A 17428-nucleotide genomic window follows, 5' to 3' on the forward strand; every position below is an offset into this window, starting at 1 on the left:
ATACAAATGAACGAAAATGCGGGAGTGAGACGTTTTGAAACGATACATAAAATTAGGAGTCAGCTTTATTGCGGTCCTTTTTGTATTAACAGGTTGTGGACAGCAGGAGAATACCATTGTGGCAGGCAAACTTAATGTAGTAACTAGTTTTTATCCGATCTATGAATTTGCGGCATCTATTGGGGGAGAGGATGCGCATGTGACTAATCTGCTACCCACGGGTGTTGAACCCCATGAATGGACACCGCGGAGTAAGGATCTAATTAATACATCCAAAGCTCAGTTATTTCTGTATAATGGAGCAGGTCTTGAAGGGTGGGTGCCTAATTTTGTTAAGGGATTTAATAAAGATGCGGTCGTGAAGCCCGTGGAGGTTAGTTCAGGAATTCCTTTACTTTATGCGAATGATGAAGAAGGTGAACCTAGTCATTCATCCTCTAAAGAAGACCAGACCGGAGACGATCATCATACAGATCCTCATACTTGGGTAAGCCCTAAGTCGGCTCTTCTCATGATAAAAAATATAAAAGACAGCTATGTGGCCGCAGATCCTTTGCATAAAGCCAACTATGAAGCTAGGTACTCAGGATTAGCTCAGAAACTCCGAGACTTAGATCACCAATTCGAAAGTGCTCTATCTACCACGGTGAATAAAGAGATTGTCGTATCACATCAAGCTTTTGGTTACTTATGCAGAGATTATGGACTTACACAGTACGCAATTATGGGATTGTCTCCGGATGCGGAACCTCGGGCTCAGGATATTATCAAATTAACGCACACGGTAAAAGATAAGAAAATTAAATATATTTTTTTTGAAGAGATGGTATCAAAAAACTTAGCCAACACCTTAGCTGGGGAGACTGGCGTAAAGACCTTGGTCCTTAGCCCCGTAGAAGGATTAACTCAAGAACAAGTGAAGAATAAAGACAACTATTTTACTTTAATGCAGCGCAATTTGAACAATCTGTTACTAGCCTTAGAATAGTAGGACGGATACAGAAGAAGAAAGGATGAAGTTCTATGAACACACAGGAAGATAAGACAGCGGGATATTGTCATCAGAATATCATGGAGCTGGACCAGGTTTCTTTTAGCTACAAAGATCAGAAAGTCATTACGGATTTGAACTTTACCGCAAAAGAACGCGATTTCGTGGGCATCATTGGCTCCAATGGCACAGGGAAGACTACGCTACTTAAAATGATTGTAGGATTGCTTGCGCCATCTTCGGGAGAGATACGACTGTTCGGAGAACCCGTTCGCAAGTTCAGAGATTGGGAACGGATTGGGTACGTTCCTCAAAAAAATTCGTTTAATCCTCTTTTTCCAGCCACGGTGAAGGAAGTCGTCATGTCTGGCCTCTACAGTAATCGTAAAGTTCTAAAAAGAATGACACAGGGGGATCGCAAGAAAAGTGAGGATGCCATGGAAGTCATGCGGATTACGGAGATTGCGGATAAGCGTATTGGCCAGTTATCAGGTGGACAACAACAGCGTGTATTTTTAGCTCGGGCATTAATTAATCATCCTGATTTGCTCATTTTGGATGAGCCTACGGTGGGAATTGATATTCAGACACAGACCGATTTCTTTGATTTGATTTTTCACATGCATGCACATCATCAGATGACCTTCCTCATGGTCTCTCATGATATTGATATGATTGAGAATTACTTGGGAAAAGAACCCAAAGATCGTAGCGGGGGAATTAAGTTTTACGCAAGACATTCGCATGACCCCCATTGTGAGATTCCTGACTTGCAACACTCGCTCATTTAAGAGGACAGAAAGGAGAACGAAACCTTGGAAATATTAACAGCCGATTTTTTTCAAAGAGCATTAGCAGGTGGACTTCTCATTGGGCTCACGGCTCCGCTCATTGGAATATTTCTTGTATTACGCAGATTATCTATGATTGGAGATACGTTGGCGCATGTGACGATAGCTGGGGTAGCGCTAGGTTTTTTAATAGAGGTGTATCCCATTGCAGTTGGACTTGTGTTCGCTATTGTTGCATCGTTTGCGATAGAGAAACTACGTAAGGCTTATAAAGGATATGCGGAGCTTTCTATTGCCATTATTATGTCGGGAGGAGTAGCTCTGGCCTCTCTATTCTTCACACTGGGGATGGGGTATAATACCGATGTTGTCAGTTATTTGTTTGGTAGTATTTATACGCTAGATACGATAGATTTATATGTAGTGGGTATCGTTACCGTGTTTGTTGTTGCTGCTATTGGATTATTCTTCAAAGAATTTTTCCTTCTTACGTTCGAAGAAGACGCGGCATCCGTCAGTGGACTGCCCGTAAAATGGTTGAATTTGCTCATTACCGTCATGACAGCACTTGTCGTAAGTACTGCAATCAAAATTGTAGGTGCTCTATTAGTGTCAGCTCTTTTGACAATTCCAGCGGCATGCAGTCTATTCATCGCCAGAAGTTTCAAAAGTTCCGTGGTTTTCTCGGTCATCATCGCTGAAATTGCTGTGGTGGCAGGACTTATGATTGCAGGAATATATAATCTTGCACCAGGAGCAACAATAGTTTTGTTATTAATTACGATTTTAATCGTCACGCTGCTTGGCAAAAAAGGGTTTTCTACTTAAGTCCTTATAAGTTGAGCGGGCATTTACCACAGGAGGTACATATGTCCACTATTAATGTATGGGTATCTTTTGCAGCAGGGGTGGGGTCCTTTATTTCTCCGTGTTGTTTGCCGCTTTATCCATCTTACTTGTCTTATATAACCGGGATGTCCGTTCAGACGATTCGCAACGAGCAGGATCAATCTCAAGTTCGTTTTAAGACTATGACCCATACGTTGGCGTTCATATTAGGATTTTCAGTTGTATTCTATACGCTGGGATTTGGAGCGGGGTTATTCGGTCACTTTTTCAATAGTAATCGGGATTTGATTCGTCAGTTATCTGCCATTTTGATCATTGTTATGGGACTTGTGCTTACGGGAATATTCCAACCGAAATTCATGATGAAAGAGCGGAAGATGGACCTCAAATTCAAACCAGCGGGTTACATAGGTTCATTTATTTTTGGTATTGGATTCTCTGCGGGTTGGTCTCCTTGTGTTGGACCTATTCTTGGCGCAATCATTGCATTGGCTGCGAGCTCACCAGACTCTTGGCTACCACTTATCACGGCGTATAGTCTTGGATTTGCCATTCCTTTTTTTGTACTGGCTTTCTTCATTGGTTCAACGAAATGGATACTGAAATATTCCAATCTTCTTATGAAGGTCGGAGGGAGCTTGATGCTATTAATGGGGGTGCTGCTGTTCACAAATCGCATGACTTACATTACGATTTGGCTACAGCAGGTTACCCCGGAATGGTTAAAGTTTTAAAATTCTTGAAAATAGAATATTAAGTGAAATAATCAATCCGTGCATATGGAAAATGTTCAAAAATTCGCTCTGTGATGAATTCGCGCAGGGCGTTTTGTTGTTCATCGGGATAGACGTATTTATTTTGTCCATACATCCCCCATTTTTTTTTGCGTTTTTCAATATCCATCTCAAGTTTGGTCTTCGGATATCTTTTTTCAATGGTCGCTTTCGCCGTCTTCGTGAATCGATGTTGAATAAGTTCAAAAGTTAAATCTTTGACGGGTTCTTTGGGCATAGCTATAGATAATCGTTGTAACAGATCGGCGTATCCTTCTTCCCAGCCATCGTACCAGATGATAGGAGCAATGATGAAGCCTAGCGGGTAACCAGCCTTCGCAACTTTACCAGCGGCTTCAATTCTTTCTTCAAAACGAGAGGTGGCAGGTTCAAACTGACGAATTACATAATCGGAGTTAATACTGAAGCGAATTCGGGTGTGCCCGTTATGATTGAGCTTAAGAAATGGATCTACATGATGAAATTTGGTGACGAACCGAAGTCTGCCATATTCTTCTTTAGCCATAAAATTTATCAGATCGGTCAAAGACCCCGTGATATGCTCAATTCCGACAGGATCTGAAGTACAGGCAGCTTCAAATCGCGTGAGTTCAGGTTTGCGCTCCTCAATGTATTGTTTGGCTGCCCCTAAAATATCTTCGGTATTAACGTATACACGAATATAGGGTTTAGCCCCTAATGTCGTCTGTAAATAACAGTAATGACAATGACCCATGCACCCTGTAGAAATAGGAATGGCATATTCTGCAGAAGGCTTGGATTGTTCAAATTTCAATGTTTTTCTAACTCCAACCACTAAAGTTCGTTTGGCATTTTTGTATTGCTGCAACTCATTATCTCCCGGTAGACCCGTGATTCGGTTATGGGAAGAAGTCATTTTGTAAGGAAGATTTTTTGATACAACCCAATCCATAATTTTTTGGCCTCTGGGATAGTCTAAAGCTGCCGGTTCAAAATATACGAAATCAGGAATAAATGGCTTAGTACGCCTCAAAGTTTTCACTGGGGGTTCCCCAAGTTTCATGGACACTGATATTCCCTCCAATCTGATCGAACTAAGGTTATTGTGCCTGAGTTTGCGTTCTAGCAACCATGGTAATTAAATGATGGATAGAGGCAGCGAAAAGCGCCAAGACTTGCCAAGTCCAGTTGCGAACATGTATCATTACAAGAGCAGGAAGTTATCAGAGCAGGTGATTGCGGCTGATATTGAAGAAGAGAGGGATTACATGCCAACCCCCAGTATGGAGGATTATTTGGAACGTATTTACAAATTGATTGATGAAAAGGGGTATGCCCGCGTTTCGGATATCGCCGAAGGTTTGGAGGTTCATCCTTCCTCTGTGACCAAGATGATTCAAAAGTTGGACAAAGACGAATATTTAATCTATGAGAAATATCGTGGATTGATATTGACTAGCAAAGGCAAAAAGGTGGGCAAAAAATTAGTCGATCGGCACCAGCTGCTGGAAGAATTTCTGACTCTTATTGGGGTGCAAGAGGAGAATATTTACAAAGATGTAGAAGGTATTGAACATCATTTAAGTTGGGATTCCATCACCCGAATTGAGACATTAGTCGAATATTTCAAGCAAGATGGACTTAGAGTTCAGCATCTTAATGAAGTACATGAGGGATTAACCAGCAATTCAAAGTGAGGCATCTGTCCTTATTAACTAGGCGGGTGCCTATTCTATTTCAGCTAGGAGGATGTAAAGGATTATGAAGTTAAGAAGATTGATGATGCTGTTGCTACTGTCGGTGCTCGGTCTCTCTACATGGTCGTCCTATGTGTTGGCTAAGCCAGCAAGCATCACCCTTCAACTTGATGGGCAAGTCCTGCAAAGTGATGTGGCACCTTTAACTAAATCAGGATTTACTATGGTGCCCTTACGTGTGATTAGTCAGGGCCTAGGTGCACAGGTTGAATGGCTGCCATCCAGCCAGACCGCAGTCATTGTGAAGTCTGGAGATGAACTAAGATTGAAGATGGGGACCAAAATTGCGCAGGTGAATGGGAATGCGGTCAAACTCGATGCTTCTGTATTTACATTAAAGGGTCGCACGATGGTGCCGCTTAGATTCATTGGAGAACAATTAGGTCTTGCAGTAGATTGGAACGCTTCCAAACAGTTAGTAAGCCTAACTACCCCTCGGTCGCCCGGGAACGATGGAGGAACAACAGAGCCCACTATAGATCCAACGCCCGTACCCAAACCTTCGAATCAATTAAGAGGAGCTTGGATTTCCACGGTGTACAACTTGGACTGGCCTAGTACCTCGTCCTATGGTAAAGAGTCCAAACAAAAACAAGAATACGTCGATTTATTAGATAAGCTGCAGAACGTGGGGATTAACACCGTGTTTGTGCAAGTACGTCCTGCTGCGGATGCTCTATATCCCTCCAAGCTTGTACCTTGGTCACAATATTTGACCGGTACACCGGGAAAAGATCCGGGGTATGATCCATTAGCATTTATGATTCAAGAAACCCATCGCCGCGGTATGGAGTTTCATGCTTGGTTCAATCCATTCCGTGCAAGCGTGAGTTCCGATACTTCTAAGCTGCCTGCATCGAGCACAGCTGCACAGCATCCAGACTGGATTGTAAAGCAGGGCGGGAAGCCTTATATTAACCCTGGTATTCCTGAGGCAAGACAGCAAATTATAGATGCAATCATGGAAGTGGTGCAGAACTATGATATTGATGGAGTACATTTGGACGATTACTTCTATCCTTCAGGTGAGAGTTCTTCAGACAAGTTCGACGATAGCGTAACTTTCGCAACCTTTAATCCTTTGCAAATCAAAGATAAAGGCGATTGGCGCCGCTATAATATTAATGAATTTGTGAAGCAGTTAGGACAATCGATTCATACCGCCAAACCTTCAGTAAGTTACGGTTATGCGCCTTTTGGTGTATGGCGTAACCAATCCAAAGATCTCACAGGTTCCGATACAAAGGCAGGCGTTACTACGTATGATAGTATGTACGCTGATGTCCGTACTTGGATCAATCAAGGTTGGATTGATTATGTAGCTCCTCAAATTTACTGGAGTATGACTTTTAATGTGGCAAGATATGACAAGCTAGTAGATTGGTGGGCTAAAGAAGTTCGCGGCACTCCTGTGAAGCTGTATATAGGTCAGGCCCCTTATAAGATTGGTACCCCTGAAATAGGGTGGCAGTCTGCTCAAGAAATTATTAATCAACTGAAGCTGAATGCGACGTATCCCGAAGTAAAAGGCAGCATATTTTATAGTGCTAAAGATATACTGAAAAATCCGCTAGGATTATTGCCCTTACTCCAAAATTATTTCTCTACAAATTAGCGGAAAATAGGTTGTTCAAAAGTCATACCTCAGCCCCTATTCTCATACATAAGCAGTAGACTATACTGATGGAACTTCGACAATTGGAAGTTCATTATTCATCAGAAACGGATGGTCACACTTATAACGAGGATAGGGGTTGTTCGTTATGTTGCGGATCAACGGTGTATTCCAAGGAGGTGGGGTACGCGGTATTTCCTTGGTTGGAGCCGTACAAGCGGCTGAACAGCATGCAGTTCAGTTCGAACGTGTAGCAGGTACATCTTCAGGGTCTATAGTGGCCTCTTTGATTGCTGCTGGATACAACGCGCAAGAGATGAAAAATATTATCATGGATACCTCGTTCACCAAATTTCTAAAAAGGGCGTCGATTTTCAATATTTCTTTAATTGGTCCTGCTCTACGAATTTTATTGAAGAAAGGTCTATATTCTGGGGAGGCATTGGAAGACTGGCTACGGGGTGTACTTAAAACAAAGGGTATTCAGACTTTCAAAGATTTACCGAGTGGTAAGCTCACAATTATCGCATCGGATATCACAAGCGGCAAAATTTTGGTGTTACCGGATGATTTGGACAAACTGGGGATTAAGTCTGCCGATTTCGATGTAGCTCATGCCGTAAGGATGAGTTGTAGTATTCCCTACTTTTTTGATCCAGTGCTCTTGCGTTTACCTCCTAAGATGGTCGTAGGTAGGCCTTTTGCAGAACAATTTGATCATATTGTGGATGGGGCGCTACTGAGCAATCTTCCACTATGGTTATTTGACCAAGAGGGGACACGAACGGATGGAGGTTTAATTCCGACAGTGGGTTTTCAGATGGTAGGGAAGAATAGTAATCAGCCTCACAATATAAAAGGCCCATTCTCTATGCTGCAAGCCTTGGTCGAGACGATGTTGTCGGCACATGACGAAAGATATATTGAACAAGAGAATCGATATCGAACAATTAAGGTCCCTATTCTTGGCGTAAGTCCTACTGAATTTAATATTACACATGAAGAAAGCCTGCTGCTCTATGAATCCGGGCTCCGTGCAGGAACCAAGTTCTTCAGCGACTGGAGTTCCCAGCGCTATGAAGAAGAATTCATAAAGTACTTTCAGCAGGCTTTCTAATGATAACTTAATGATATTTAGGTTGATCTGGATCACTGTTCTTCCCTTTTTGACCTTCTATAACCTGAAAAGGGTAATTTCTACGTTTAGTAGCATCGGGGCGGCGCTGAGGCGCTGCCTTTCCTGTTTTGGCCATCGTACGAGCAGAAGGCTTGATTTTGGGTTGGGAACTACGTGCTTGCCCAGGACCGAATTTATACAAAAGGAACACTGCAGCGATGATCGCTACGGGAATAAACCAATTTAGCCAATACCCGTTAATAAGAGTATCTACGGCGCCAACTATAGCAAGAACGATGGCGGTCCAAAAGATAACAGAATCTTTGATCATGGGGTTTCATCATCCTTTCACAGGATCTAGATAGGTGCCTCCAAGCTTATGATCCGTTACTAATTGTTGTCCAAGCAGCATGTCCATTTCCCGCATCCGGTTAAAGGAAGCAATCGATACTTCGACTTGATCATCATGAGGTTCTTTGGTGGTGAGGAGTTGAAGCCAAAGCCCAGGATATCCAAGGTAACGAAGGATCGGAATATCGCGCATGGAGTTCGTAATCTTGAGTAATTCAAAGGATACACCGATGACAAGAGGGAGAAGCAGGAGACGAATATAGATCCGTTCCCATAAGCTATCCCAGCTGAAGAAGGAATAAATAATGACCCCAACAATCACCGTAAGCACGATGAAGCTACTACCACAGCGGTAATGGAGCCGGCTGTATTTCTGGACATTTTTTACAGTGAGTTCTTCTCCGGCTTCAAATGCACTAATCACTTTATGCTCAGCGCCATGATATTGGAACAGTCTTTTAATCATCGGTGTCTGGGAGATAGCCCATAGATAAATGACTAGGAATAGGATCTTAATGACCCCTTCCAGCAAGGTATGCAAGGGCTTACTACTGAATGCATTGTGAAAAAGAAAATCCTCAATAATAGCTGGAAGGAGCGTGAGTACAATTTTACCGAATAAAAATGATAGAATCCCCATCACGGCAACACCGAGGACCATGCCTAAAGACCAGCGAGATTCTTCTTTTTCCTTCTGCTGTGCACGCTCTTCAGGAGCTGTCTCATCATCAGCAAGCGCTTCCGCAGAATAATTTAAATGTTTTGAGCCTTTTGCGCTCGAATCTATGATGCTCACAAGGCCTCGGATCAAAGGGATGCGACGAATCTTCATAACCCAATTCTTATCTTTCTTCGGCACTTCTAAAAATGTGATGTCTCCATTCTTGCGACGGACAGCCGTTACATTCACATGCTTGCCGCCAAACATAACACCCTCAATTACGGCTTGACCGCCATATATCGCGGGTTTAGATTGATCTGCCAACCGTTTCACCTTCCTACTTTACATAATGGGGAGGGATCTGTCGCATAGAGGCGAAGATCATCCGTGTGTATGGTCTATTGTAACGGACTTTATGATGAAATTCTAGTTTGTTTAACCTTTTTCGAAATGTACATACTACTTTCATGCGAACTGGCAAAACGAAGCGCACGAGCTTGTTCAAGAAAGGTAGGAACAAATACGATGACACAGCAGAAGACACAAGCAAGTCAAGTAACAAATCCTTGGTGGTTTGCCCTTGAACTTGGCCTATTTGCGGGCTTAATTTGGGGTGGATTTCATGGTTTTTTCTACTTCCTGAGATTCACATCCGTACTTCCCGGCTTTCTTGCAGAACCTTTTTTTAAGACGACTTATCTGAAGACTCAACCGGGATATTATATGGGCTGGCTCTTTTTTACAGTGTTCTCTCTAGTAGCTACATATATATACATCTTTACTTTGCGTAAAATGAAAGGACCGTGGCCTGGTCTAGCTTATGGGATTCTGTGGTGGGTCATCATTTTCTTCATAGGCCCTATGTACAAAATGGTGCCTCCTCTTCGTCAGGCGGGATGGGATACGATCATTAGTGAATTTTGTATCTTTATGTTATGGGGGCTGTTCATTGGTTACACCATCGCTGTCGAATATACGGAAGAACGGGCTAGAGAGCCGAAGAAGGTATTCAGGTAAGGGGGAAAAAGCTTCTCAAAAATATCCATCCTATGATAAAATAACTTTTGGTTAATTTACAGGAAGGATGGATGAAGATGAGTCATGTGCTGGTCATAAATGGCCCGAATCTCAATATGCTTGGCATTCGTGAACCTGGAATGTATGGTTCCCTTAGTCTCAGTGATATCGAGGACCAACTGAAGAAGCTAGCGGAGCAACTAGGCATGGACGTCTCTTTTTTCCAATCCAATCATGAGGGTGCATTAATAGATCGAATTCATGCTGCGCTTGGACAAGCGGATGGAATCTTGATTAACCCAGGTGCACTAACGCATTATAGCTATGCTCTGCGTGATGCGCTAACGACCGTGAATTTGCCTGTAGTTGAGGTGCATATGTCCAATATCCATGCGAGAGAAGAGTTCAGACATACTTCCGTTACCGCTCCAATTAGTGTAGGTCAAATTGCTGGATTTGGTGACTATAGTTATGAGCTTGGCTTACTGGCACTGCATCGTTACCTGAATTCAAGCAGATAAGGGAGTTAACTCAATGACTAACAAACGAGTATTGAAATTAAGAGAATCGTTACAGAAGAGAAATATCGAAGCCCTATGGATTACTAGTGAGGTTAATCGTCGTTATATCTCTGGTTTTACAGGTTCGGCAGGCTATGTGCTAATCACTCAAGACAAGGCCTATCTTTTAACAGACTTTCGCTATATGATTCAAGCCCCGCAGCAAGCGGTTGGATTTGAAGTTGTGGAACATGGATCTTCCGTAGTGGAGACGCTTAAGGAGTTGCTTGTATCCCAATGCATTACACAGCTTGGTTTTGAGCAAGATCACGTCGTATATTCAGCTTTTCGGCACTATGCTGATGAACTAGCTCCGGTTAAGCTTGAGCCTGTTACGGGTCTAGTTGAACTGCTCCGGGTCTTCAAAGATGAGGAAGAACTGCACATTATGAAGCAGGCTGCTGAGCTTGCAGACCGAACATTCATGCATATGCTGGATGTATTGAAGCCTGGTGTCACAGAACTTGATATGGCACTTGAGATGGAATTTTATATGCGTAAGAATGGGGCAACTTCCTCTTCTTTTGATACGATTGTAGCTTCCGGCGAACGTTCCGCCCTCCCGCATGGGGTTGCAAGTGAACGGGTATTAGGTCAAAATGAATTTGTCAAAATGGATTTCGGCGCACTGTATCAAGGATATTGCTCCGATATTACCCGTACCGTGGTCTTAGGCACGCCAACAGATAAGCACCGCGAAATATATAATATTGTACTTGAAGCTCAGATGCATACCTTAGACCACCTTCGTCCTGGTATGACCGGAAGAGAAGCGGATTCCTTAGCAAGAGACATTATTAAGCGTCACGGCTATGGTGAACAGTTCGGACATAGTACAGGACATGGGCTTGGTATGGAGGTTCATGAATCCCCGCGTCTTTCTCAGCTCAGTGATACGATCCTTCAACCGGGTATGGTTGTTACCGTTGAACCGGGCATTTACATCCCTGGTTTTGGCGGCGTACGTATAGAAGATGACCTTGTCATTACTGAGAATGGAATCCGGCGTTTGACGGAATCGACAAAAGATTTTATTGTTATATCATAAGTTCAAAGTTTTTATTTTATTGTTGAACGAATTTGAGGAGGATACTCTGTGATTTCAGTGAACGATTTTAAAACAGGCCTTACAGTAGAAGTAGACGGTGACATCTATACCGTTATCGATTTTCAACACGTTAAACCCGGTAAAGGTGCAGCATTTGTACGCTCCAAACTAAAAAATCTTCGTAACGGTAACACGGTGGAGAAAACTTTCCGTGCGGGCGAGACGATTGGCCGTGCTCAAATTGAAAACCGTGATGTTCAGTACCTCTATGCAAGTGGTCAAGAACATACCTTTATGGATAATGAGACGTATGACCAATTTTCTTTGGATGCGGATCAATTGAAATGGGAACTGAACTTCCTTAAAGAGAACATGAACGTTAAAATTGTAAGCTACCAAGGTGAAATTCTTGGGATCAACTTACCAACAAGCGTTGAACTTAAGGTTATCGAAACCGAGCCTAGTGTTAAAGGAAATACGGCACAAGGTGCGACGAAGAATGCTAAGGTTGAGACAGGCCTGAATGTTCAAGTTCCTTTATTCATTAATGAAGGCGACGTATTGCTTATCGATACACGTGAAGGTAAATATTCTTCCCGCGCTTAAATCCATAGTAGCTCTTGAATTTACCCCCTTCCTCCAACCCTTTAAGGGCTGGGGGAATTTTTATGAAAATGGGCAAAAAGATTGACTCTGCTCAGGACTTTCGTATTATACTGAATTAAAGCGTTACTGACTGGAACTGCTTGGATCATAAATCTAGAGGATTTTCATGAGAATAGGGAGTGATTGGTTGTGGCTTTATACGTTATGAAGTTCGGTGGCAGCTCAGTGGGAGATACAGAGCGAATGAAGCGCGTGGCCAAACGCATTGCCGAAAAGCAGGATGAAGGCCATCAATGTGTAGTGGTCGTGTCAGCCATGGGCGATACTACAGATGATCTTATCGATCAAGCAAGACTGCTAAATGAAGAACCGCCTACTCGGGAATTGGATATGCTGATGACGAACGGGGAGCAAATTTCGATTGCAATGCTGTCGATTGCACTTCACGCGATTGGACGAAAGGCAGTCTCCTATACAGGATGGCAGGCAGGATTTCGGACGGAATCGGTATTTGGTAAAGCGAGAATTACAGATATTCGACCTGATAAAGTGAAGAAAGCTCTAGATGAAGGTCATATCGTAGTGGTTGCAGGGTTCCAGGGGATGACGGAGGATTTCGAAATCACTACGTTTGGTCGCGGAGGTTCGGATACGACAGCGGTAGCATTAGCAGCGGCTATTGAAGCAGATGTATGTGAGATCTATACAGATGTAGACGGAATCTATTCTACCGATCCGCGGGTCGTGAAGGTTGCTAGGAAGCTTCAAGAGATTTCTTATGATGAAATGCTGGAGCTTGCTAACTTGGGTGCAGCCGTTCTTCATCCACGAGCAGTAGAGTACGCGAAGCATCATCAAGTCCGTCTCGTCGTTCGCTCTAGCTTTAACTATAACGAAGGAACAGTGGTGAAGGAGGAAGCTAACATGGAACAAGGTGTGGTCGTAAGCGGTATTGCTTTTGATAAAAATGTGGCACGCATTAGTATTCTTGGAGTGTCTCATATTCCGGGTGTACTCGCAAAAGTATTCGGTTCTTTGGCTAAGGCACAAATTGACGTAGATATTATTGTGCAAAGTGGCGTTACGGATGGTAAAGCTGATTTTTCCTTCACAGTTGCTCTGACAGATCGGGAGAGAGCCATTCAAGTGATTGAAGGGATTCGTGAAGATCTTCCGTTTTCTGAAGTGAACTTTGAAGACAATCTAGTCAAAATTTCTATTGTTGGTGCAGGGATGGTTAGTCATCCAGGGGTTGCTGCACAAATGTTCGAAGTGATCTCTCAGCAAGGTGTAAATATAAAAATGGTTAGTACGTCTGAGATTAAAGTTTCATGCGTCATTGATAACAACAAACTTCAAGAAGTGGTGGCTGCGCTACATACAGCTTACAATTTAGACACGCAGGAACAGGCCTTTGTAGGTGGACCACAAGATCGCAGATAAAGCTATAATCCAAATATTAATGATGATTCCAAATAGGAAGATTCGCTCTTAGAGCGGATCTTCTTTTTTATTTTCTAAAATAGGACGGGCTTGCATATTGATAGAGTATAAATCTACCTCAAGGAGGTTCGCATGCTTGATAAATTTGTAACCAGTATGGCCGCCATGCGTTTCGGATCAGGAACGATAGAGATCTTGGCTGCCATTCTAATGCTCAAGCTAGGCAGAGTGGATAAGGCGCTGGCTATTAATTCAGCACTCGCCTTTGTCGGCCCTACCATTCTTATTATTACAACAGCAATAGGACTCGCAGGAATGGCAGATAAGTTGTCTTGGGGCAAGATAATATGGGTGGGCTTTGGTGTGATTTGTCTCTTAATTGGAATTTTAAAAAAATGATAGATTTAGCGTCATAACCCTGTGCGTACAGGCATACACTTGTCTTAGTAAACAGATTACTACTCCTCATAAGGAATTAGGAAGGGGACAACATGAACTGGATGCACATATTCCCGCAGACGATCAGCTCCCTTCTGAGGAAGATGCCGCTCAGTCTATTGAATCAAGTGGAAGAAGTTAGGGTGAGAGAGGGGCGTCCCTTGGAAGTAAATACGGCGGGAACATTTTATTTTTTAACACAAGAAGGCGATATAACCAAAGATCCATCCTTAGCTTATCAACCCGGACGCGAGGAAGCTCATCGTCTGCTAGATCAGATTACCAATCATTCGCTGTACACAATGGAAGAAGAGCTGCGTAAGGGATTCATTACGATTCCTGGTGGCCATCGGATTGGTCTGGCTGGTCGTACGGTTCTTAACCAGGGCAGGGTCGAGCATATCCGGGATGTAAGTAGCTTTAATCTCCGAGTGGCAAGAGAAATAAAAGGTGTGGCAGATGCATTGGTGCCGAAGCTGATTGATTTCACCAATAAGAGTGTCCTGAACACGCTAATTATCTCACCCCCTCAACAAGGAAAAACCACCTTGATTCGCGACTTGTCTAGACAGATTAGTCAAGGAACTTGGGGGCATAGAGAGGCAAGTTGGGGAGGATTAAAGGTAGGGATAATTGATGAGCGATCGGAGATAGCTGGAAGTAAGCAAGGCGTGCCCAGCTTTGATGTGGGTCCTCGTACAGATGTAATGGATGCATGCCCTAAGGCGGAAGGGATGATGATGATGATTCGCTCCATGTCTCCCGAAGTGTTAATCGTCGATGAGATAGGTAGGCCTGAGGATGCGGAAGCCGTATTAGAAGCCCTTCATGCGGGCGTAAGAGTCATTGCAACGGCACATGGCACACAGGCGGAGGAACTGCTTCATCGGCCTGCTCTATCAAGGTTAGCGGATCCCCCTTTTTTCCAAAGGTATGTAATTCTACAACGAAATGAACGAGGGTTATCTTTTGAATGCATCAAGAGTTCATCACTATAGTCTTTAAAGCTAGCCCTTAGCTTGATCTTAGAACGAGGTGAAGGTCATGTTGAAACTTCTGGGAGCAGCGCTCATTATCGTAGCGGGTACGATGGCAGGCTGGATGAAAGCTAGACAATATGCCAATCGCCCATCCCAAATTCGAAGTCTAATGCAAGCATTAAAACGCCTGGAGACCGAAATCACGTATAGTTTTACACCTTTACCCGATGCGCTTAGGCGAATCGCTCATCAGAATAAAGATCCCTTACGTTCATTGTTGATGACAGCCGCAGAGGGGATGAATGATGCCATGGGCCTTACAGCTCAAGAGAGCCTCCACAGAGCGCTAGATCAACACTGGAGACATACCGCTATGAAGGCAAGTGAGAGAGATGTCTTACACCAGCTAGCCTATACTCTCGGAACAAGCGATAGACGAGATCAACTGAGTCATATGGAATCAGCGATTCGGCAGTTGGAGGCAGAAGAGGCTGAAGCTCGTGATGATCAAGCTCGTTATGAAAAGATGTTCAGAAGCTTAGGTTTGTTAACCTCTGCGCTTATCGTCATTCTGATCTACTGACCGAGCTGTGCTGCTCTATACTGATCGTGAGGTGCCATAGATGAATATAGAAGTGAATGCCATATTTCAAATTGCGGGTATCGGTATCATTATTGCCATGATTCATACGGTGCTGAAGCAGATGGGAAAAGAAGACATGGCCCATTGGGTGACTTTGATCGGTTTCGTAGTGGTGCTGTTCATGGTGATTCGAATGCTAGATAGTCTTTTTCAAGAGATCAAATCGATCTTTCTGTTTCAATAGGAGGTCCGCCATGGAAATGATCCAAGTCGTGGGACTAGGACTGATTGCAACTATACTAATCCTGATTATTAAGGAACAAAAGCCAATATTCGCTTTTCTCATTGCCACAACCACAGGCATTACCATCTTTCTCATGTTAATCGGCAAGATCGGTTCTATTATCGATGTATTGGACAATCTGGCTCAGGCATCAGGGGTACAGATGATTTATCTCAAGACAATCCTGAAAATAATAGGCATTGCTTATATTGCTGAATTCGGGGCCCAAATCGTCCGCGATGCCGGTCAGGATAGCATTGCCTCCAAGATAGAGCTCGCCGGTAAAGTATTAATTATGGTGCTTGCCATTCCGATTATCGGAATCATTATCGAGACGGTGATGAAGCTCCTGCCGGTGTGATAGAAACGGGGACAAGACCATGAAGCTGCTCCAGGAACTCAGTTGGCAAAAAAGAACACTGGTGCTCATCGTCATAGGTTATCTCATCTTCTGGCCTATCCGGTTATTTGCAGATAGTCAGAACGATAGTTGGATGCAGAAGCAAGCATCGGAATTGCCGACCGACCAGGTGGAGACCTATTGGAAAGATCTTATGAAGGAATATGGCGGGTTTTTTCCGGATGAGAAAATTCCTTCTTTTATGGATATGCTCATGCCCGGAGGAACGCAGTTCAGTGTAAAGACGGGGTTAACAGGACTTTTGAAATACATGTGGCATGAAGTTCTGTACAACGGACACATCTTAGTGACCATCGTAATTTTGAGCATATTCAGCCTGATACTAGAGACGCTTCAGACAGCTTTTGAGCGAGGCAATGTGAGCAAAGTCGCCTATTCAATCTGCTACATGGTCATCATCATTCTGGCTATTAATAGCTTTCATGTTGCGATAAGTTACGCCTCGGATGCGATTACCGGCATGATCGATTTCATGATGGCTATGGTTCCGCTCCTTTTTACACTCTTAGCTTCCATGGGCAACATCGTCACCGTATCCGTCACCCACCCGCTGGTCGTCTTCATGATTCATACCGTAGGTACGCTGGTGCGAACTGTTATCTTTCCACTTTTATTCTTCTCAGCGATTCTGCATATTGTAAGTTCCCTTTCGGACAAATATAGACTGACTCAGCTCGCAAATTTGCTGAGAACGATCAGTATGAGCCTTCTAGGTATTCTACTCACCGTCTTTCTTGGAGTCATCTCGGTGAAAGGCATGACGGGTTCGGTTGCGGATGGGGTCACCCTTCGAGCAGCTAAATATCTTACAGGAAACTTCGTTCCCGTCGTCGGTAAAGTATTTGCAGATGCTACAGACACTGTCATTTCTGCCTCTTTGTTAGTCAAAAATGCAGTGGGATTAGTAGGCGTCATCATCATCTTGTTCCTATGTGCGTTCCCGGCCATCAAAATTTTAACCTTGGCCTTGATCTATAATTTGTCCGCAGCCATTATGCAGCCGCTTGGAGATAGTCCGATTGTAGCGTGTCTAGAGACGATTGGTAAAAGCATGTTATACGTGTTCGCTGCTCTTGCCGCCGTAGGATTAATGTTCTTTTTAGCGATTACGATTCTGCTTACTGCAGGCAATATCACAGTGATGATGAGGTGAAGGGAGTGA

21 protein-coding genes are annotated in these 17428 nt (G+C 43.5%); 18 read left to right on the plus strand and 3 right to left on the minus strand.

Annotated elements, in window-relative coordinates; genetic code table 11:
- Positions 1-34 precede the first annotated feature (34 nt).
- The 4 genes from J2Z69_RS02140 to J2Z69_RS02155 all read left to right on the plus strand — a co-directional run bounded on the left by J2Z69_RS02140 (position 35) and on the right by J2Z69_RS02155 (position 3365).
- Complete coding sequence (locus J2Z69_RS02140; RefSeq protein ID WP_209858727.1) at positions 35-988, plus strand: metal ABC transporter solute-binding protein, Zn/Mn family; 954 nt, start codon at positions 35-37, stop codon at positions 986-988.
- An 83-nt stretch (positions 989-1071) separates the two neighbouring features.
- Positions 1072-1782 (plus strand): metal ABC transporter ATP-binding protein, encoded by a 711-nt coding sequence (locus tag J2Z69_RS02145; RefSeq protein WP_425354978.1) that lies wholly within the window; start codon positions 1072-1074, stop codon positions 1780-1782.
- A 24-nt stretch (positions 1783-1806) separates the two neighbouring features.
- Positions 1807-2610: a metal ABC transporter permease gene (locus J2Z69_RS02150; RefSeq protein WP_209858731.1), complete on the plus strand. Its 804-nt coding sequence runs from the start codon at positions 1807-1809 to the stop codon at positions 2608-2610.
- Positions 2611-2651: 41 nt separating this feature from the next.
- Entirely contained in the window at positions 2652-3365 is a 714-nt protein-coding gene (locus J2Z69_RS02155) for a cytochrome c biogenesis CcdA family protein (protein ID WP_209858733.1), read from the plus strand.
- Between the two features lie 19 nt (positions 3366-3384).
- Here J2Z69_RS02155 and splB read toward each other — a convergent pair whose 3' ends face one another.
- Positions 3385-4449: a spore photoproduct lyase gene (gene splB / locus J2Z69_RS02160; protein WP_209860436.1), complete on the minus strand. Its 1065-nt coding sequence runs from the start codon at positions 4447-4449 to the stop codon at positions 3385-3387.
- A gap of 205 nt (positions 4450-4654) precedes the next feature.
- On the opposite strand from splB, the gene mntR reads away from it, so the two are divergent.
- The 3 genes from mntR to J2Z69_RS02175 all read left to right on the plus strand — a co-directional run bounded on the left by mntR (position 4655) and on the right by J2Z69_RS02175 (position 7875).
- A complete protein-coding gene (gene mntR / locus J2Z69_RS02165) occupies positions 4655-5083 on the plus strand; it encodes a transcriptional regulator MntR (protein WP_209860437.1) in 429 nt (142 codons plus the stop codon).
- Positions 5084-5147: 64 nt separating this feature from the next.
- Positions 5148-6758: a family 10 glycosylhydrolase gene (locus tag J2Z69_RS02170; RefSeq protein ID WP_209858735.1), complete on the plus strand. Its 1611-nt coding sequence runs from the start codon at positions 5148-5150 to the stop codon at positions 6756-6758.
- Between the two features lie 151 nt (positions 6759-6909).
- Positions 6910-7875 carry a patatin-like phospholipase family protein gene (locus J2Z69_RS02175; protein ID WP_209860439.1) on the plus strand — a complete coding sequence of 322 codons (966 nt, stop codon included), beginning with the start codon at positions 6910-6912 and terminating at the stop codon, positions 7873-7875.
- Positions 7876-7882: 7 nt separating this feature from the next.
- On the opposite strand, the gene J2Z69_RS02180 is transcribed toward J2Z69_RS02175, so the two are convergent.
- Together J2Z69_RS02180 and J2Z69_RS02185 are read right to left on the minus strand one after the other, a co-directional pair.
- Positions 7883-8206 carry a hypothetical protein gene (locus J2Z69_RS02180; protein ID WP_209858737.1) on the minus strand — a complete coding sequence of 108 codons (324 nt, stop codon included), beginning with the start codon at positions 8204-8206 and terminating at the stop codon, positions 7883-7885.
- A gap of 9 nt (positions 8207-8215) precedes the next feature.
- Positions 8216-9211 (minus strand): DUF1385 domain-containing protein, encoded by a 996-nt coding sequence (locus J2Z69_RS02185; RefSeq protein ID WP_209858739.1) that lies wholly within the window; start codon positions 9209-9211, stop codon positions 8216-8218.
- Between the two features lie 201 nt (positions 9212-9412).
- On the opposite strand from J2Z69_RS02185, the gene J2Z69_RS02190 reads away from it, so the two are divergent.
- The 11 genes from J2Z69_RS02190 (at position 9413) to spoIIIAE (ending at position 17419) form a co-directional block, all read left to right on the plus strand.
- Positions 9413-9904, plus strand: a complete 492-nt coding sequence (locus tag J2Z69_RS02190; RefSeq protein ID WP_209858741.1) for a YqhR family membrane protein — start codon at positions 9413-9415, stop codon at positions 9902-9904.
- 77 nt (positions 9905-9981) lie between these two features.
- The gene (aroQ, locus tag J2Z69_RS02195) at positions 9982-10425 is read left to right on the plus strand and encodes a type II 3-dehydroquinate dehydratase (RefSeq protein WP_209858742.1); all 444 of its coding nucleotides are present in this window, start codon (positions 9982-9984) and stop codon (positions 10423-10425) included.
- Positions 10426-10438: 13 nt separating this feature from the next.
- Positions 10439-11512 (plus strand): M24 family metallopeptidase, encoded by a 1074-nt coding sequence (locus J2Z69_RS02200; RefSeq protein ID WP_209858743.1) that lies wholly within the window; start codon positions 10439-10441, stop codon positions 11510-11512.
- Between the two features lie 48 nt (positions 11513-11560).
- Entirely contained in the window at positions 11561-12118 is a 558-nt protein-coding gene (gene efp, locus J2Z69_RS02205) for an elongation factor P (RefSeq protein WP_209858744.1), read from the plus strand.
- 189 nt (positions 12119-12307) lie between these two features.
- Positions 12308-13561, plus strand: coding sequence for an aspartate kinase (locus J2Z69_RS02210; protein WP_209858745.1), 1254 nt, complete (start codon positions 12308-12310; stop codon positions 13559-13561).
- Between the two features lie 132 nt (positions 13562-13693).
- Positions 13694-13960, plus strand: coding sequence for a YqhV family protein (locus tag J2Z69_RS02215; protein ID WP_209858746.1), 267 nt, complete (start codon positions 13694-13696; stop codon positions 13958-13960).
- A 92-nt stretch (positions 13961-14052) separates the two neighbouring features.
- Positions 14053-14997: a stage III sporulation protein AA gene (spoIIIAA, locus tag J2Z69_RS02220; protein WP_209858747.1), complete on the plus strand. Its 945-nt coding sequence runs from the start codon at positions 14053-14055 to the stop codon at positions 14995-14997.
- A gap of 46 nt (positions 14998-15043) precedes the next feature.
- Positions 15044-15562: a stage III sporulation protein SpoIIIAB gene (gene spoIIIAB, locus J2Z69_RS02225; protein WP_209858748.1), complete on the plus strand. Its 519-nt coding sequence runs from the start codon at positions 15044-15046 to the stop codon at positions 15560-15562.
- Positions 15563-15602: 40 nt separating this feature from the next.
- Positions 15603-15806 carry a stage III sporulation protein AC gene (gene spoIIIAC / locus J2Z69_RS02230; RefSeq protein WP_209858749.1) on the plus strand — a complete coding sequence of 68 codons (204 nt, stop codon included), beginning with the start codon at positions 15603-15605 and terminating at the stop codon, positions 15804-15806.
- Positions 15807-15816: 10 nt separating this feature from the next.
- Positions 15817-16206, plus strand: coding sequence for a stage III sporulation protein AD (spoIIIAD, locus tag J2Z69_RS02235; RefSeq protein ID WP_209858751.1), 390 nt, complete (start codon positions 15817-15819; stop codon positions 16204-16206).
- A 19-nt stretch (positions 16207-16225) separates the two neighbouring features.
- Positions 16226-17419: a stage III sporulation protein AE gene (spoIIIAE, locus tag J2Z69_RS02240; RefSeq protein ID WP_209858753.1), complete on the plus strand. Its 1194-nt coding sequence runs from the start codon at positions 16226-16228 to the stop codon at positions 17417-17419.
- Positions 17420-17428: the final 9 nt, after the last annotated feature.

It is taken from the genome of Paenibacillus shirakamiensis (genome assembly GCF_017874255.1).
GTDB classification, from domain to species: Bacteria; Bacillota; Bacilli; order Paenibacillales; family Paenibacillaceae; genus Fontibacillus; species Fontibacillus shirakamiensis.

Bases quoted from the DNA above. Each gene is read 5' to 3' on its own strand.
- J2Z69_RS02145 (WP_425354978.1), top strand. From the start codon at position 1,072: ATGGAGCTGGACCAGGTTTCTTTTAGCTACAAAGATCAGAAAGTCATT.
- J2Z69_RS02155 (WP_209858733.1), top strand. From the start codon at position 2,652: ATGTCCACTATTAATGTATGGGTATCTTTTGCAGCAGGGGTGGGGTCC.
- splB (WP_209860436.1), bottom strand. From the start codon at position 4,449: ATGAAACTTGGGGAACCCCCAGTGAAAACTTTGAGGCGTACTAAGCCA.
- mntR (WP_209860437.1), top strand. From the start codon at position 4,655: ATGCCAACCCCCAGTATGGAGGATTATTTGGAACGTATTTACAAATTG.
- J2Z69_RS02170 (WP_209858735.1), top strand. From the start codon at position 5,148: ATGAAGTTAAGAAGATTGATGATGCTGTTGCTACTGTCGGTGCTCGGT.
- J2Z69_RS02180 (WP_209858737.1), bottom strand. From the start codon at position 8,206: ATGATCAAAGATTCTGTTATCTTTTGGACCGCCATCGTTCTTGCTATA.
- J2Z69_RS02190 (WP_209858741.1), top strand. From the start codon at position 9,413: ATGACACAGCAGAAGACACAAGCAAGTCAAGTAACAAATCCTTGGTGG.
- aroQ (WP_209858742.1), top strand. From the start codon at position 9,982: ATGAGTCATGTGCTGGTCATAAATGGCCCGAATCTCAATATGCTTGGC.
- J2Z69_RS02200 (WP_209858743.1), top strand. From the start codon at position 10,439: ATGACTAACAAACGAGTATTGAAATTAAGAGAATCGTTACAGAAGAGA.
- J2Z69_RS02215 (WP_209858746.1), top strand. From the start codon at position 13,694: ATGCTTGATAAATTTGTAACCAGTATGGCCGCCATGCGTTTCGGATCA.
- spoIIIAA (WP_209858747.1), top strand. From the start codon at position 14,053: ATGAACTGGATGCACATATTCCCGCAGACGATCAGCTCCCTTCTGAGG.
- spoIIIAB (WP_209858748.1), top strand. From the start codon at position 15,044: ATGTTGAAACTTCTGGGAGCAGCGCTCATTATCGTAGCGGGTACGATG.
- spoIIIAC (WP_209858749.1), top strand. From the start codon at position 15,603: ATGAATATAGAAGTGAATGCCATATTTCAAATTGCGGGTATCGGTATC.
- spoIIIAD (WP_209858751.1), top strand. From the start codon at position 15,817: ATGGAAATGATCCAAGTCGTGGGACTAGGACTGATTGCAACTATACTA.
- spoIIIAE (WP_209858753.1), top strand. From the start codon at position 16,226: ATGAAGCTGCTCCAGGAACTCAGTTGGCAAAAAAGAACACTGGTGCTC.